The sequence below is a fragment of the Bacillus sp. ISL-55 genome (genome assembly GCF_018613155.1).
Lineage (GTDB): Bacteria > Bacillota > Bacilli > Bacillales > Cytobacillaceae > Mesobacillus.
The window spans coordinates 65,029-80,379 of sequence record NZ_JAGGQU010000024.1 but is presented as its reverse complement, the minus strand read 5'-3'; the positions used below and the strand labels follow the sequence as shown (position 1 = coordinate 80,379).

The window sequence follows — 15,351 nt, the reverse complement described above, 5'->3', positions numbered from 1 at the left end:
ATTTTAACTTGACGCTCACAATATTTTGTTAGAATCAAAGAGTATATATTATATTAGTTCTCAATTAATTATAAATTTTATAGAAAGTAGTGTTAAAGAATGAAAATCCTAATCTCCGGCTTTGAGCCGTTTGGAAAAATGAGTATCAATCCTACTGAGGAATTGTTGAAGGAAGCGGAAAGCTTTGAGCTTGAGAATGTTGAAATCTCCACGATCCTGTTGCCAGTTAATTATGATGAGTGCGCAGAAGAATTAATAAAAAAGATGGACGATATCCAGCCGGATGTGGTGATTTCCTGTGGTCTGGCGGCAGGCAGGACGGCGATTACTCCGGAGCGGATCGGAATCAATATAAAGGATACGGGTTCTGGTGATCCTTATCCAGATAATAAAGGGAATATCCCAACAGATAAACTGATCGACGGAGATGGACCGGACGGCTTGTTCGCCACCTTGCCCAACCGTCTGATCGAGAAGAATCTGAAGGAACTGAACATTCCTGCTGCTGTGTCAAACAGTGCCGGTACATTTATTTGCAATAATACCTTATATGCTGTTTTGAATCATATACGAAAAAATAATCTGGACATCAAGGCTGGATTTATCCATTTTCCTGCATCGACGAAAATGTCAGCCTTCAATCCCTCACTGCCATCATTGCCCCAGGAAACAATGGCCCGAGCACTGAAGGCGATTGTTGAAACATGTGCAACGATTGGAGTACGACAATAAGAGAGGATGCCAGATGAAATTTGTCTGGCATTTTTAAAAGGAGAGAAAGGATGGAGTTTAAAATCTCGCCGCTGGGTGATGTGGCTGTAGTTTTGTCATTTGGCAATGAAATTAATGAAAAAACGAACAGGAAAATACAGCTATTCGTCAGCAAGCTGGAAAAAGAAAAGGTTAGCGGCATTATAGAATGGGTGCCTGCCTATACATCTCTGACGATTTATTACCAACCTGAGAGGATCGCCTATGAATCTCTCGAAGGTGAGCTTGAAAAAATCAGCCTGTCTCCCGGGAATTCTAAATCAGACAGGAAGTTCGTCTATGAAATACCAGTCTGTTATGGTGGAGAATGGGGCCAGGATTTGGCTTATGTTGCTGATTATCATGGTCTGGAGAAGCAGGAAGTCATCAATATTCATGCAAACAGGGAATATCTCATCTATATGATGGGATTCATGCCTGGGTTTCCGTATCTGGGAGGATTGCCTGAAAAGCTGGCTGTGCCGAGGCTTGAGAAGCCAAGGCAGAGTGTGATGCCAGGTGCTGTCGGGATTGGCGGGAATCAGACAGGTATTTATCCTGCCGATGTTCCTTCAGGATGGAGGATCATTGGTACCACTCCTGTTACCTTGTTTTCTCCGGAGAAGGAGGAGCCGTTCCTGTTCAGTGCGGGTCATTATATTAAATTTGTCCCAATCAGTGAGGAGCAATTTTTAACAATAAAACAAATGGGCGATACATACGAGGTAAAAAGGATAGAGAAGAGGTGAAGTAATGTGTTGAGTGTCGATCTTAATTGTGATTTAGGTGAAAGCTACGGATTATTCAGAATTGGCAATGACAAGGAAGTGCTAAAGCATATCACTTCGGCAAACATCGCCTGTGGCTATCATGCCGGTGACCATAATGTCATGATGGAAACGGTGAAAATGGCAAAAGCATATGGAGTGAAGATTGGTGCGCATCCGGGCTTTCCTGACTTGCATGGTTTCGGCAGGAGAGAAATGAAGATGAGTGCGGAGGAAATTTACAATCTGACTATATACCAGATTGGCGCTCTTGCCGCGATAGCGAAGTCTTGTGGCACAAAAGTCGAACATGTTAAGCCGCATGGCGCATTGTACAATATGGCTGGAAAAGATAAAGCAATCGCCGATGCCATTGCGGGGGCAGTGGCAGATGCCGATCCAACTCTTGTTTTATTCGGTCTTGCAGGCAGCGGGCTTGTGAATGCGGGAGAGGAAAAAGGCCTGCAGGTGGCGCATGAAGTGTTTGCAGACCGAACCTGCCAGCCTGATGGTTCGCTGACTCCGCGTTCGGAGACCAACGCGATCATCCACGATCCTGACTTAGCAATAAAAAGAGTGATCAGAATGGTACGTGAAGGAAGAGTTGAGGCAGTTGACGGGACAGAGATTGAAATCAAGGCAGATACCATTTGCATCCATGGAGATGAACCACAGGCCCTTGATTTTGCAATGAGATTAAATGAGTCATTAAAGGCTGAAGGAATAGAAGTCGGCAGAGGCTGGGATGGAACATGACAGCACCCCTTTTTAAAGTCCTCAAGCCCGGCTTGCAGACAACCGTACAGGATTTAGGCAGAACAGGTTATCAGCAGTATGGCATCAGTCCTTCTGGAGCGATGGATTCCTATTCTTTGCAAATGGCCAATCTCCTGGTAGGGAACGCTCTTGATGAAGCAGGGCTGGAAGCTGCAATGATGGGGCCCAGTCTTGAGGGATTGAGGGACGTGTCGATGGCCATTTGCGGCGGGAATCTGCAGCCAATGGTGAACAAGAAGGAAGTATCAATGTGGAAGAGCTTTGTTTTTAGAAAAGGAGATATTCTGTCATTCGGTAAAGTGGAAAGCGGGGCAAGGGCGTACATTGGCTTTGCAGGCGGAATCGATGTCCCGCTCGTGCTGGGCAGCAAGTCCACATTTATCAATGGCGCGATGGGCGGCTTTAATGGCCGGCCATTAGATGCAGGGGATATTGTGAAGGGAAGGCCTTTTGTCCGGAAAAATCGCTTTATACATAAGAACTTTATTCCTGAATATAATGCGCAGCTAGAAATGCGGGTGATTCTCGGCCCTCATCTGGAAAAATTTCATCCTGGTGCCATAAAACTATTTTTATCAAATGAATACACGATATCACCCCAGTCAAACAGAATGGGCTATCGCCTCGAAGGACCAGCACTTGACCACATTGACGGAGCAGATATTATTTCTGATGCCATTCCGGCAGGAGGAATCCAGGTGCCTTCTAACGGGCAGCCAATCATTTTGATGGCAGAACGGCAGACGACGGGTGGTTACGCAAGGATTGCTACAGTCATTTCGGTCGATTCTCCTCTGCTTGCCCAGGCGATGCCGGGAACAAAAGTCCGATTTGCTGAAGTTACCGTAGAAGAAGCGCAGGAGCTTTATCGTAAACAGAGAAAAGTATTCAATATCCTTTCTATTGTTTCTAGATAACCAACAAATTTAGTAAGACCTGATTATTCAGTATCAGGTCTTTTGAATTGTATAAAAACTTTCACGCTGGAAATAACTGATAAAATCAGTGTTTTCGGGGAGAGAGAAGCATGTATTTATTATTGGTCATAGCAGTCTGGATATTTTTCGCTTATAAATTTATTGATTGGTCACAATGGAAAAAGCAATATTCAACTATTTTATTTTTTATGATGGTGAACCTGCTCTACAACACACTTTACTATAATCACACTTTATGGGCATTCCGCGGAATAACAGCTGATTGGCTGAACCACTCAATTATCAATTTCGCGTTCACTTTTTTCATATGTCCGGTCGGACTGATCATTTATCTGCAGCGTTTTCCATCAACAAGAAGGAACCAGTTGATTTATGTCGGCATATGGGTAGCCTTTTACACCATTATAGAGGCTTTATTCGCGCATAGAGGGATGTTTGTTTACGACAATGGCTGGAACAGCTGGCACAATATTTGGCTGAATTTGATTTTGTTTGTGATTTTGTGGATACATTATCGGAAACCGGTGATTGCATGGATCATTTCTATCCCGCTAGCGGTTATCTTCTATTTATTTTTTCCGTTCCCGCTGGACAGCCTAAAGTAAAGGCTCTTTTCTCAAACTTTGTTGGTATTCATGACGCTTCTAATGAGAAGAGAAAAGAGCATGGAACTTCATACCGACCTGCAAAATGGGTATATATTACGTTAAAATCGGCTTTAGGATTTTAACACCAATCTTTACGAGATCAGCCTAAAGTAAAAAGAGGTGGCTTGAATTGTTAATACAGAATGTGTTGTCAGCGCCTGTGTTTTTCGTTTTGCTATTCCTGACTTATACTGCAATGTGGCTGTATATCAGCAGGCATGAGGTCAGAAGGGAAAATAAAGATGAACATTAGAAATTGATTTTCTAATTTGGGGATACACCCAAAAAAATATGGGATATACAAATTCACTTTCCCAATGAAAGCCAAAAAACACGGTGGAATAGCATCCGCCGTGATTGTTAATATTGAAAATCCTCTGATGTTTTATTTAATCAATCAATAACTCGTACTACGTCATTGCCACAGTTTTTGCATTTTCCTTCGAGTACGACACTGTCGCGGAAACTCTTGATCACATATTTCTCGATTTGCACGGTGTCCATGCAATGTCCGCAAAAAACGTTCCGGACGAGCAGTTGACGAACATCAGAAGGAATCATAAGCCATTTTTTATTTGCCTCAAAAGAGCCTGTTTCATCTGTGTTCTGAGTTCTGAGTGACTTTCCTTTATCCAGTCTCTGAATGACTTCGCGTATCCTTTCTGGAATAGGTTTGAAATTCTCAAGCTCCAGCCATTCAATCAGGATGTCAATCAGTTCCTTGCTGTCTCTTTCTTCAATGAGATCGAGTAAATCCATCTTTAATTCTGGATGCTGACCAAGTATGAAATCTACATATTCATATTTTTCAAACTCAGCAGCCAGAGCGAACTCAGTGTATATGCTTTCTGCCAGTTCATCTTTAACAAAGTCCCAGCCTTTTTCTGTATACATTAGAAGGGAGAGCTTTTCGTCTGTTGTCAGGTAGCCATTAGCAAACGCCCATTCAACCTTCTCCATGACTTCCTTTTGTTTTATGTCCGCAAATATGCCGTACATAGGGGAATGATGGAGGTCAGCTGTATAAATTCTCTTATCTTTTGAGCCTGCGAGAATCTTGCCAAGCAGGCCTTTTCCGCCATACATAATGATTTCGTTAGCAGCGATCAGGATGGAGGTAAGTTCTTCTTCACTTAATGAATTCTTCGTATTATTTTTGTTCATATGAATAACTCCAATCAGTTAGAACGTTATTATGATAGTTACATCATACTTCAGTTTAATTGGTGCAACAACCAACATAGAAAAAAGGATGAGCGGCAGCCGCTCATCCTTTTACCATTCCTTAGGTTCGTAATTCAAGTCGCTGAAAAGCTGCCTTTTCTCTTTCTTATTCAAGTCACGCCATTGACCTATTGGCAGGTTCCCGAGATGGATGTTCATGATCCTGATGCGCTGCAGCCTGACAACTTGATATCCAAGGGTTTCGCACATGCGGCGGATCTGTCTGTTCAATCCTTGTGTAAGGATGATATTGAACTCGTATTTTGATAGTTGGACCACCTTTGCAGGCAATGTTTTCGTTCCCAGTATCCTTACGCCTTCCGACATTGCCTTGACGAATTCTGGAGTAATAGGCTTATCTACAGATACAATATATTCCTTTTCATGCTTATTTTCAGCGCGGAGGATTTCATTGACAATGTCTCCGTCATTCGTTAGCAGAATCAAGCCTTCGGAATCCTTATCAAGTCGTCCGATGTTGAAAATCCTTAGCGGGTGATTGACAAGGTCGATGATATTGCCCTTCACATGCCTTTCCGTTGTGCTTGTAATCCCGACAGGTTTATTTAAAGCAATATATACATAGTTTTGCGCCATCCTGATTTCTTCGCCGTTCAGGCGAACGACATCTCCAGGTTCGACCTGGCTGCCGATTTTCGCCGCTTTTCCATTGATTGTTACACGCCCTTCCTCAATGAGCCGATCCGCGCCGCGCCTTGACGTTTTACCAGTTTCGCTGATGAATTTATTGATACGCAGGGTAATCCCATCCTTAAATATGAAGTATACATTTAAGAATATTCCACTGCTGGTTTATTTTCAAGTTTTGCTGTTGACTGCAGGCAGGCAGACGACAATGAAGCAAAACTTGGATGAATTATAATGGCAGACATCCTGAAAGATTGAAATTAAATCCCCGGTTGAATGGGTAAATTAACGAAATAAGCCTATAGTAAAGTAGTAGCAAACCTATTTAATATAATAGAAAGGATTAAACATCCCCTAAATGGTCTAAATAAGTAAGGAAAGAGTTGGTAACTTAAGGGGCTGGGAAGTTTGTTGAAAAAATTTGTTTTACGAATAAGGGAAAGTATGTGGCTGAGGCCGGTTATCTATAGTGTACTGGCATTCCTGCTGGCATTGGCCGTGATTTATATTGACCATAATGAGCTGGCACAGGGAATAGTCCCTTCGTTTTTGCTGACTAATGTTGATTTGGCACAGACGATATTAGGTTCGATTTCCGGAGCACTGCTGACGATGACGACAATTACCTTTTCGACGATCATGGTTGTGCTGACTACATATTCATCTCAATTTTCACCGAGGACGCTGAGTAACTTCGTCGAGGACCCTGTGACGATGCGGGTGCTCGGAATTTTCATGGGCGGCTTCGTCTACTCGATCCTGTCCCTGTTGTTCATGAGTGAAACCTGGTATGATAGCCAGGTGATTTCAGCTACGGTCGGCGTTTTCATTGCTTTTATTTGTCTCGCATTCTTTGCCTATTTTATCCATAATGTCGCAACCTCCGTCCAGGTCAGCACGCTGATCAGGGAGATCACAGAGGGCGCTTTAAAGGTCATTAGAAGTCAGGAAGATACATTGGAAAGTGACTATACAAATGTAATAAACGACAGAAAAGATGCAGGTTTCACCTATGAATTTGTTCGGGATGTAAAATGCAGAGGGTTCGGTTATGTCCAGCTGACCGACTATCAGGGACTATTGAAATATGCCTCCCAAAACGAACTTGGAGTAGAAGCCAATTTCTTGAACGGTGATTTTCTGACAGAGGACAGCATTGCCTTCAGAGTCCATCATAGCGGAGAAACCAGCGAGGATATTGATGCCGTCCTGAATCATTACTTAAAGCTTGGGAAAGAGCGGTCATCAATCCAGGATCCTGAATTTGCGCTTCAGAAGATTGTGGAGGTTGCCTTGAGGGCCATCTCCCCGGGAATTAATGACCCAAACACCGCAAGAGTCTGTATATCCTATTTGGGCATGGCCTTGTCCCATCTATGCCGTGTCCGTTCGAATGGGCGCTATATAGCCTATTATGATGAAGAGATGCAGCCGAGGATTATCGGGAAGCAAAAGCGGACTATGGACATCCTGTATTTATCCTTTTACCAAATTATCCATTATGGGAGCCAGGACTTTTCCATTCTTACAGCCCTTATCGACGCTTTTCTATTGATTGGAAAAACAGCTGACGATTCCTTGAAAAAAAGCATTTGGGAGCTGTATATCTACAGCATGGAAAAGTTCGATACAAACGAGTTGAAGGGCCTCGACCAAATCTATTTGAACGAGAAAAAGCGCGAATTATCAACGGTGCTGGGAATTGCTCTTTGATGAATCCCCATGTTTGCCAGGTTAAAATGTCAAAATCCATCAATTTTATGGGCCATATGGAATAATTCCGTTGTATGAGACCTAGCATGTTTGTTATGTTAATAAAGGAATATTTAGTATTTTTTCAAACGCTGTTTTCGTAAAGATTGTTGTTAAAATCCTAAAGCCGATTTTAACGTAATAAAAAGCCATTTTGCAGGTCGGTACTAAGTTTGCATGCTCTTTTCTCATAAAAAGAGTCAACTTTACGAAAAAAATAGGTCTGAAATCCTATTTTGTATTCAAAAGTAACAAAGTTTGAGAAAAGAGCTTTTTCAAAACAATCATGCAGCGTGGCACAGGGGGAAATGTTCGAATGGACAGTGACGGAAAGATACAAAAATACACCGGATTATCTATCATATTTTTTCTTCTGTTCGTGGAGTTGATAGATTGGCTGACTTCGTTTTATTTTCCCATAAGCGAAGGTGTTGGCTATTTGATTGATCTGGCTTTCTCCCTTGTTTTTATCGCATTGGTCTTCCGGGTATTCAAAGCGGTGAAAAATGCTGGAGAGGATTTAGAGGGACATAAAAAAAGGCTGAAAAGCATTTTTGATACTCTCGATGTCGCGATCTGGTCACATGATCTTAAGACGGACACTTTGCTGATTACATCTGGTATCGAGAAATTATACGGACATTCGTCTGAAGAGTTTTATTATGACAACACGCTCTGGAAAAAAGTCATCCATCCTGAGGATCTGCACATTTTAGCTGACAGGGAAGACGGATTTTCAAGAGGAGAACCAGTCACCAGTGTGTATCGAATCATTCGTCCTGATGGAGAGGTGCGCTGGATCCAGGATAGAGGCATTCCCGTCATAAATGAAAACGGGAGTTTCGTTGATTTTACCAGTGTCCTTTTCGATATTACCGACCGGCAGGAAAGTGAAGGACGCTATCGCAGCTTAGTGGAAATGTCACCCGATTTGATTGCTGTTTACAGCAGAGGAAAGCTTGATTATATCAATGAAGCCGGCTGCAAGTTGTTCAAGGCGAAAAGTCCTGAGGAATTAATCGGACAGCCAATATCTAAGCTTATTCCGGCTGATATACTGGCTCGTATAAAAAATCGTGAATTAACAATAGATGAGAATTACGAGGAAAAGTTGTGGTTCGAATTTAAAGCAACACAGATAGACGGACAAAAAATAGATGTCGAAATGTCCGCGATGCCGATTTTATATGAAGGAAGAATGGCTGAACAAATTGTCGGCCGTGATTTGACGCAGCGCAAAAAGGCGGAAAAAACCATTAAATATATGGCCTATTATGATGTTCTTACTGGGCTGCCGAACCGGAATATGGTCAGGAAGCACCTGAATGCTGCACTATCGCACGGCAAAGGGAATCTCGCAGTACTCTTTCTTGATCTCGACCGTTTCAAGATTATCAACGATACGAAAGGCCACCGTGTTGGCGACCTTTTATTAAAAGTTGTGGCCACCAGGTTGAAAAATGCGGTCAAAGAGCAGGGGCTTGTATCACGCCAGGGCGGCGATGAATTCATCATTGTACTGAAGGACTTCGGGAAGGAACAAGTCGTTGAAGTCGCAGAAAGAATCCTTAATGAATTTAATAAGGGAATTACCATCGAAGCTCAGGAGTTTTTCGTGACCCCAAGCATTGGAATCAGCATGGCACCAGAGGATGGCCAGGATGAGGAAACACTGATCAAGCATGCGGATACGGCGATGTACCTCGCGAAAGATCGCGGAAAGAACAACTACCAGTTTTATACCGATAAACTGCATGGACTCTCCTCTCGAAAAATGGAGCTGGAGAATGGTCTTAGGAAAGCTTTGGAGCAAAACCAGCTTGTGCTCCACTATCAGCCTCAGGTGAATTTGGCAACGGGGAAAATCATCGGGGTAGAGGCACTTGTACGCTGGGTGCATCCGGTGAAAGGCATCATTTCGCCTGCTGAATTCATCCCTATGGCCGAGGAGACAGGATTGATCGTTCCTCTTGGAAAATGGGTGCTGGAAAAGGCGGCGTCCCAGAACAAAGTATGGCAGGAGAAGGGCTACAGTCCGATACCGATGTCAGTGAACATTTCTGTTCGCCAGCTGCAGGAAGACACTTTCATTGATTGTGTAAAACAAGTACTGTTCGTTACCCAGCTGGCACCGAGTTACCTTGATTTTGAAATTACAGAGAGCGTCATGCAAAACAGCGAGAAGACAGCTTTGATTCTGGACCAACTGAAGGAGCTTGGCATCACGCTTGCGATTGACGACTTCGGTACCGGATATTCATCGTTAAGCCTGCTGAAGCATTTTCCGATTGATAAAATCAAAATCGACAAATCATTCGTTGATGATATCATCCATCACTCCAATCAAGGAGCGATGGTCAAGACGATCATTGACATGGGACACAATCTTAAATTCAGTGTGATTGCAGAAGGTGTCGAGGAACAGGAGCAGGTTGAATTTTTGCTTAAAAATGGCTGTGTGGTGGGCCAAGGCTATCATTTCAGCAGGCCTCTATCAGTGGAAGCAATGGAAGAATTGCTGATCAAAAGTAACGAAGGCATTCTGCAGTAGCAGAGTGCCTTTATTTATTTTGTAATTTGTATAATGGTGCATGAACAAGAGATGCTAAGGTTAAAAAAGGAGTGCCTGAAATGAAAAGGTCAATAATGGCAATAACTTTGGTTCTTGCTCTCTTTTTACCTGCAGGAGTGCAGGCTCAGGGCAATGCTGATTGTGAAAAGTTAAAGGAAATATTCGATACAAAAGTTAAAACCGAGAATGGTGTCTGCAGGGTAGAAATCGTCCGTCAAAACATCAAGCTCACTCTTAAAGGGGAAGAGCTGTCCCCAGAAATGATGGAGCTGGCTTTCCATATTGGTTTTAATAAGATGGATGGTCAATCAGCTGTAATAGGGGAACTTGCCCTGCTCCAGGAAGAAGTAAATCCTGTTATTGATGAATTGCGAAAAGGGAAACTTGAAATCTCTGCATTGCACAATCATATGATGCAGGAGGAACCGAGAATCATGTACCTCCATTTCCAGGGATTTGGTGATATGGAGCAGCAGGCACAGGCAATCAAGGCAGCTGTTGATAAAACAAGTAAATAAGATGAGACAGCGGAATCTAAGTCCGCTGTTTTTTTTCGAGAAGAATACAAATACTAACCCTGTATGTTTAACAGAAGACAGTATAGGCTATTACACTTTCGTATGCTAAAGAAGGAGGATTACAACAATGAATGAGAAGTATAAACCATTATTTGATTCGTTTACGTTCCCCAGTGGGATTAACCTGAAAAATAGACTGGTCATGGCGCCGATGACTAATTTTTCGTCGAACGAGGATGGAACCGTAACCGACGCAGAGGTGAAGTATTATGCCCGCCGCTCGAAAGGCGTAAGCATGGTGGTGACTGCGTGTACATATGTAACCCGCAACGGGAAAGGCTTTCATGGAGAATTCGGTGCCGATAGTGATGAGATGATCCCAAGCCTTAGGGAGCTGGCATCAGCAATAAAAGCTGAAGGTGCAAAAGCGGTGCTGCAAATTTTTCATGGTGGACGAGAGTGTCCTCCTGAGCTTGTGCCAAACGGAGATATAGTCAGTGCGAGCGATGTTCAGTCTGAGCGAAACAGTGCGAAAGCACCACGAGCATTGACTGGGGAAGAAGTGGAAGAGATCATAGCTGCGTTTGGCGAAGCCACCCGCCGGGCGATTGAGGCAGGTTTTGATGGAGTCGAGATTCATGGTGCCAATGGCTATTTGATTCAGCAATTCTTTTCGCCACATTCAAACAAGCGTGATGATCAATGGGGCGGTTCGCTGGAGAAAAGGGTGTCATTCCCGCTGGCAGTTGTGGATGAGGTGAAAAGAGTAGCCGCAAAACACGCAAAGGCCCCGTTCATCGTCGGATACAGATTCTCGCCGGAAGAACCTGAGGAGCCGGGCATAACAATGGCCGACACATTAGAACTAATTGATGCCCTGGCTGAAAAAGACTTAGACTATTTGCATGTTTCTTTAAATGATTTCTGGTCAAAGCCAAGAAGAGGTGTCGATGATGACCGTTCAAGGATGGAAATCATCCAAGAGCGCGTGGGAATCAAAGTACCTGTCATAGGTGTCGGCTCACTTTACAGCGCAGAAGATGTTATCAAGGCATTTGGAACAGGAGTGTCATTGCTCGCCTTAGGCCGCGAACTGATCATTGATCCAGATTGGGTCGAAAAGGTTGAAACAGGCCGTGAAAATGAAATCGAAACAAAGATCGATCAGGGCGCACAGGCACGACTCGTCGTTCCGGATCCATTGTGGCAGGCAATCGTCAATACACCAGGCTGGTTTCCAGGCGTTCAATAGTAAATTTGCTGTAAATAGAACCAAAGTTGCTGCTTTGGTTCTTTTTATCGTACATTTTATATGGAAATCTTTAACAGAAGCAACTTATTGGCGAAAAAATGAATTTATTGGCGGAGTTCACAGGTTTATTGGCGATTTTATGATTTTATTGGCGAACTGGAAATTATCGTCGATTTTTACCAGTTGTTTTGTCATGGAAGTGTAAGATATATCACCGTACGCAACACCTAAAGTCTTTAAAATATAAATATGTAAGGGCTTACATTTACTTGTTGATCTGGAAACTGCCTAAGCTGACGCAGTTTTGCCAGGTTCGATTACGGGAGGGGATGTTTGTGTTGCTAACGGAAGAACAGAAAAAGGTGCTGGATATTTTTGAAGAAATGAAAAACGAGGGGCATGAACAGGTGATCTTCAACTATGACAAGGCAACTGGATTGAAGTCGATTGTCGCCATCCATGATACGACGCTCGGCCCGGCGTTAGGGGGATGCCGGATGTGGGATTATGAATCGACTGAAGAAGCGCTCCGAGATGTTCTTCGCCTTTCAAAAGGAATGACCTATAAATGCGGCGTTTCTGGCGTGACCTATGGAGGTGGAAAAGCAGTCATCATCGGGGATCCCAAGTCGGAAAAATCGGATGAGCTGTTCCAGGCATTCGGATCTTTTATCGAAACGTTAAAGGGACGCTTTTACACTGGGACGGATGTCGGTACGGTCGGCATGGATTTTGTTTCCGCGTCAAAGCAAACATCTTATCTTGTCGGCTTGCCTGAAGAATATGGCGGCAGCGGCAATTCAGCTGTAATCACAGCGTTCGGTGTATGGAAGGCAATCAAGGCTACGGCAAAAGAGATTTTTGGGACGGACTTGCTTAAGGACCGAAGAATTGCGGTCCAGGGCCTTGGAAAAGTTGGCCGCTTTCTTGTTGGCCACCTTCATGAAGAAGGGGCGAAGCTGATCGTCACTGATATTTTTGAAGAGAATGTAAAAGAAGTTAAAGATCAATACCCAGATATCGAAACAGATGAGCCACTTGATATTTACAGCGTAGAATGCGATATATTTTCTCCAAATGCACTGGGAGCCGTTATCAATGACATCACAATCCCAAAACTCAAATGCCTCGCAGTTGCCGGAGCAGCGAATAATGTGCTGGCAGAAGAACGCCACGGTGACATGCTGCATCAGAAAGGCATCCTATATGCTCCTGACTATGTGGCCAATGCGGGCGGATTGATCCAGGTAGCGGATGAACTCCATGAGTACAGCAAGGACCGTGCGTTCAAGAATGCGAGCATGATCTATGACATTCTCGAAAAAATCTACAAAATCTCCAAAACTCATGATATACCAACGTATAAAGCCGCAAATATATTAGTAGAAGAGAAGATTGAAAAAATCGGACGAATCCAGAGTAAGTATACAGGTTAAGCAACAGGAGGTGAAAAGCATGCGCTATAAAAGCTTTAAAGATGTCATTGATGCTGCACGGACAAGGCCGCCTGTAAAAATGAGCGTCGCGGCTGCACACGATTTGGATGTGCTTCAAGCTATGAAAGGGGCAGTGGAACTCGGAATCATCGAACCGTATCTAGTCGGCGACCCACAGAAGATTTTTGAACTGGCGAGGGAACTCGACTTTTCTGTGGAGGAATATCCTGTTTATCCAGCCTACACGGAGAACGAAAATGCGTATATTGCTGCCAAGCTGGCAAGCGATGCCCACGTGCAGGCAATCATGAAAGGCTTTGTGAATAGTACTCCCTTTTTAAAAGGGGTGCTTCATAAGGAGCTAAACTTAAAAACTGGCTCTGTCATCAGCCATATCTCCGTGTTCGAAATCCCGGGTGCTGATCAGCTTATTAGTATGAGTGATGGCGGTATTAATATTGCGCCGGATTTCCAGCAGAAGAAGCAGATCATCCAGAATGGGATAGAGTTCCTCGACAAAATTGGGATTGACTCACCGCGGGTAGCGATTTTAGCAGCGAATGAACGGGTCAGCGAGAAGATGCCAGTGACCGTTGAAGCTGACCATCTGGCCATGCTGATTAAAAATGAATATCGAAAGGACTTGCTGATAGAAGGACCGCTTCCGCTGGACCTCGCCATCAGCAGGGAATCTCTTTTGCATAAAGGACTGGACAGTGAGCTTGAGGGAGCAGCGGATCTGCTCATTGTCCCTACAATTGAGGCAGGAAACTTCCTCGGTAAGGCGATCACGTATTTCGCGAAGGGGACGATGGCAGGAATCGTGCTTGGTGCGAAAGTACCGCTCGTATTAAACTCCCGGTCAGATACACCAGAGGCAAAATTGGCTTCGATTGCATTGGCCGTCGTTGCGGCATCTAATACAAGTGTCAGCGTTGGAAGATAGGAGAGGTATCATGAAAATCCTTGCAATTAATCCAGGTTCCACTTCTACCAAGCTAGCAGTTTATGAAGACGAAAAATTACTTTTTGAAGAAACCATCCGTCATGCTGATGCTGAAATCATGAAACTGCAGGAAATGGCTGACCAGCTGCCATACAGTCTTGAGTCCATTATGGAGGCTTTACGGTTGAAGGAATTCAAGCCCTCAGAGCTCGACGCAGTCGTTGGACGTGGTGGCCTGCTAAAGCCAATGGACAGTGGAACTTATTTTGTCGATCACCATCTGCTAGAAGATGCACGATCAGGCAAATATGGCAATCATGCATCGAACCTGGGATCCATTATCGCAGCGGAAATAGCTGAAACTCACCATATGCCTGCCTATATCGTTGACCCTGTATGTGTGGATGAATTGATTGAGGAAGCGAGAATTTCAGGAATCGCTGATATCGAAAGGAAAAGCCATGTTCACGCTCTCAATATCAAGGCAGTTTCTCGTAAAATTGCAGCGGAAATCGGGAAGGATGTGGATGATACAAACTTTGTGGTGGCACATCTAGGTGGCGGCATTTCAGTCGCTGCACTGCGGAATGGCAGGATCATAGATGTCAATAATGCAGAAAATGAGGGGCCGTTCTCTCCTGAAAGAGCGGGCGGTCTCCCGGCAAAACAGCTTGTACAGCTTTGTTTTTCAGGAAAATATACAGAAAAAGAATTGCTGCAGCGGATGACAAAGCAGGGAGGGATTTATTCTTATCTTGGCACTAAAAATGTCATTGAAGTCGAGCAGCGCGTACTGGCTGGGGACCTGGAAGCCGCAATTATTTTAAAAGCAATGGTACATCAGATAGGAAAAGAAATTGGCGCAATGGCCACCGTACTTGAAGGGAAGATGGATGGAATCATTCTTACCGGTGGAATCGCCCATTCTGAGATGATTACAGGTTTGATTCAGGAGAAAATCAGTTTTCTTGGAAAGGTTTTCGTCCTGCCTGGTGAAGCGGAAATGGAAGCACTGGCAGCAGGTGCTTTTCGTGTGATGAAGGGCCAGGAAGAAGCGAAAATCTATTGAAAAATGCCTGAGCCTATGTGTTTTTTAAGGACACATGGAGGCTCTGGCACTTTTT

14 protein-coding genes are annotated in these 15,351 nt (G+C 43.9%); 12 read left to right on the top strand and 2 right to left on the bottom strand.

Features of this window, described 5'->3' with window-relative positions; all coding sequences use genetic code 11:
- The first annotated feature begins 99 nt into the window (after positions 1-99).
- The 5 genes from J7E32_RS13490 to J7E32_RS13470 all read left to right on the top strand — a co-directional run bounded on the left by J7E32_RS13490 (position 100) and on the right by J7E32_RS13470 (position 3,837).
- The gene (locus J7E32_RS13490) at positions 100-732 is read left to right on the top strand and encodes a pyroglutamyl-peptidase I (protein ID WP_214908119.1); all 633 of its coding nucleotides are present in this window, start codon (positions 100-102) and stop codon (positions 730-732) included.
- Positions 733-782: 50 nt separating this feature from the next.
- A complete protein-coding gene (pxpB, locus tag J7E32_RS13485; RefSeq protein WP_214908117.1) occupies positions 783-1,499 on the top strand; it encodes a 5-oxoprolinase subunit PxpB in 717 nt (238 codons plus the stop codon).
- 6 nt (positions 1,500-1,505) lie between these two features.
- Positions 1,506-2,273 (top strand): LamB/YcsF family protein, encoded by a 768-nt coding sequence (locus J7E32_RS13480; protein ID WP_214908115.1) that lies wholly within the window; start codon positions 1,506-1,508, stop codon positions 2,271-2,273.
- Entirely contained in the window at positions 2,270-3,211 is a 942-nt protein-coding gene (locus tag J7E32_RS13475) for a 5-oxoprolinase subunit C family protein (protein ID WP_214908113.1), read from the top strand. The genes J7E32_RS13480 and J7E32_RS13475 overlap by 4 nt, the downstream gene beginning before the upstream one ends.
- Positions 3,212-3,321: 110 nt before the next feature.
- The gene (locus J7E32_RS13470; protein WP_214908111.1) at positions 3,322-3,837 is read left to right on the top strand and encodes a CBO0543 family protein; all 516 of its coding nucleotides are present in this window, start codon (positions 3,322-3,324) and stop codon (positions 3,835-3,837) included.
- A gap of 435 nt (positions 3,838-4,272) precedes the next feature.
- Here J7E32_RS13470 and J7E32_RS13465 read toward each other — a convergent pair whose 3' ends face one another.
- Both J7E32_RS13465 and rluF read right to left on the bottom strand, forming a co-directional pair.
- A complete protein-coding gene (locus J7E32_RS13465) occupies positions 4,273-5,043 on the bottom strand; it encodes an RQC-minor-1 family DNA-binding protein (protein WP_214908109.1) in 771 nt (256 codons plus the stop codon).
- A gap of 111 nt (positions 5,044-5,154) precedes the next feature.
- Positions 5,155-5,862, bottom strand: coding sequence for a 23S rRNA pseudouridine(2604) synthase RluF (gene rluF, locus J7E32_RS13460; protein ID WP_214908132.1), 708 nt, complete (start codon positions 5,860-5,862; stop codon positions 5,155-5,157).
- 297 nt (positions 5,863-6,159) lie between these two features.
- Here rluF and J7E32_RS13455 point away from each other — a divergent pair, with 297 nt between their 5' ends.
- From J7E32_RS13455 to buk, 7 genes are all read left to right on the top strand, one after another.
- Positions 6,160-7,464, top strand: coding sequence for a DUF2254 domain-containing protein (locus J7E32_RS13455; RefSeq protein WP_214908107.1), 1,305 nt, complete (start codon positions 6,160-6,162; stop codon positions 7,462-7,464).
- A 355-nt stretch (positions 7,465-7,819) separates the two neighbouring features.
- Entirely contained in the window at positions 7,820-10,054 is a 2,235-nt protein-coding gene (locus J7E32_RS13450; RefSeq protein ID WP_214908105.1) for a sensor domain-containing protein, read from the top strand.
- 80 nt (positions 10,055-10,134) lie between these two features.
- Positions 10,135-10,593: a DUF1259 domain-containing protein gene (locus J7E32_RS13445; RefSeq protein ID WP_214908102.1), complete on the top strand. Its 459-nt coding sequence runs from the start codon at positions 10,135-10,137 to the stop codon at positions 10,591-10,593.
- 127 nt (positions 10,594-10,720) lie between these two features.
- Complete coding sequence (locus J7E32_RS13440; RefSeq protein ID WP_214908100.1) at positions 10,721-11,845, top strand: NADH-dependent flavin oxidoreductase; 1,125 nt, start codon at positions 10,721-10,723, stop codon at positions 11,843-11,845.
- A 365-nt stretch (positions 11,846-12,210) separates the two neighbouring features.
- Positions 12,211-13,281 (top strand): Glu/Leu/Phe/Val family dehydrogenase, encoded by a 1,071-nt coding sequence (locus J7E32_RS13435; protein WP_214908130.1) that lies wholly within the window; start codon positions 12,211-12,213, stop codon positions 13,279-13,281.
- 19 nt (positions 13,282-13,300) lie between these two features.
- Entirely contained in the window at positions 13,301-14,227 is a 927-nt protein-coding gene (locus tag J7E32_RS13430; protein ID WP_214908097.1) for a phosphate acyltransferase, read from the top strand.
- A gap of 10 nt (positions 14,228-14,237) precedes the next feature.
- Entirely contained in the window at positions 14,238-15,296 is a 1,059-nt protein-coding gene (buk, locus tag J7E32_RS13425) for a butyrate kinase (RefSeq protein ID WP_214908096.1), read from the top strand.
- Positions 15,297-15,351: the final 55 nt, after the last annotated feature.

Excerpts from the sequence above, each read along its gene's own strand:
- J7E32_RS13490 (WP_214908119.1), top strand. The coding sequence starts at position 100 with ATGAAAATCCTAATCTCCGGCTTTGAGCCGTTTGGAAAAATGAGTATC.
- pxpB (WP_214908117.1), top strand. The coding sequence starts at position 783 with ATGGAGTTTAAAATCTCGCCGCTGGGTGATGTGGCTGTAGTTTTGTCA.
- J7E32_RS13475 (WP_214908113.1), top strand. The coding sequence starts at position 2,270 with ATGACAGCACCCCTTTTTAAAGTCCTCAAGCCCGGCTTGCAGACAACC.
- J7E32_RS13470 (WP_214908111.1), top strand. The coding sequence starts at position 3,322 with ATGTATTTATTATTGGTCATAGCAGTCTGGATATTTTTCGCTTATAAA.
- J7E32_RS13465 (WP_214908109.1), bottom strand. The coding sequence starts at position 5,043 with ATGAACAAAAATAATACGAAGAATTCATTAAGTGAAGAAGAACTTACC.
- J7E32_RS13450 (WP_214908105.1), top strand. The coding sequence starts at position 7,820 with ATGGACAGTGACGGAAAGATACAAAAATACACCGGATTATCTATCATA.
- J7E32_RS13445 (WP_214908102.1), top strand. The coding sequence starts at position 10,135 with ATGAAAAGGTCAATAATGGCAATAACTTTGGTTCTTGCTCTCTTTTTA.
- J7E32_RS13440 (WP_214908100.1), top strand. The coding sequence starts at position 10,721 with ATGAATGAGAAGTATAAACCATTATTTGATTCGTTTACGTTCCCCAGT.
- J7E32_RS13430 (WP_214908097.1), top strand. The coding sequence starts at position 13,301 with ATGCGCTATAAAAGCTTTAAAGATGTCATTGATGCTGCACGGACAAGG.
- buk (WP_214908096.1), top strand. The coding sequence starts at position 14,238 with ATGAAAATCCTTGCAATTAATCCAGGTTCCACTTCTACCAAGCTAGCA.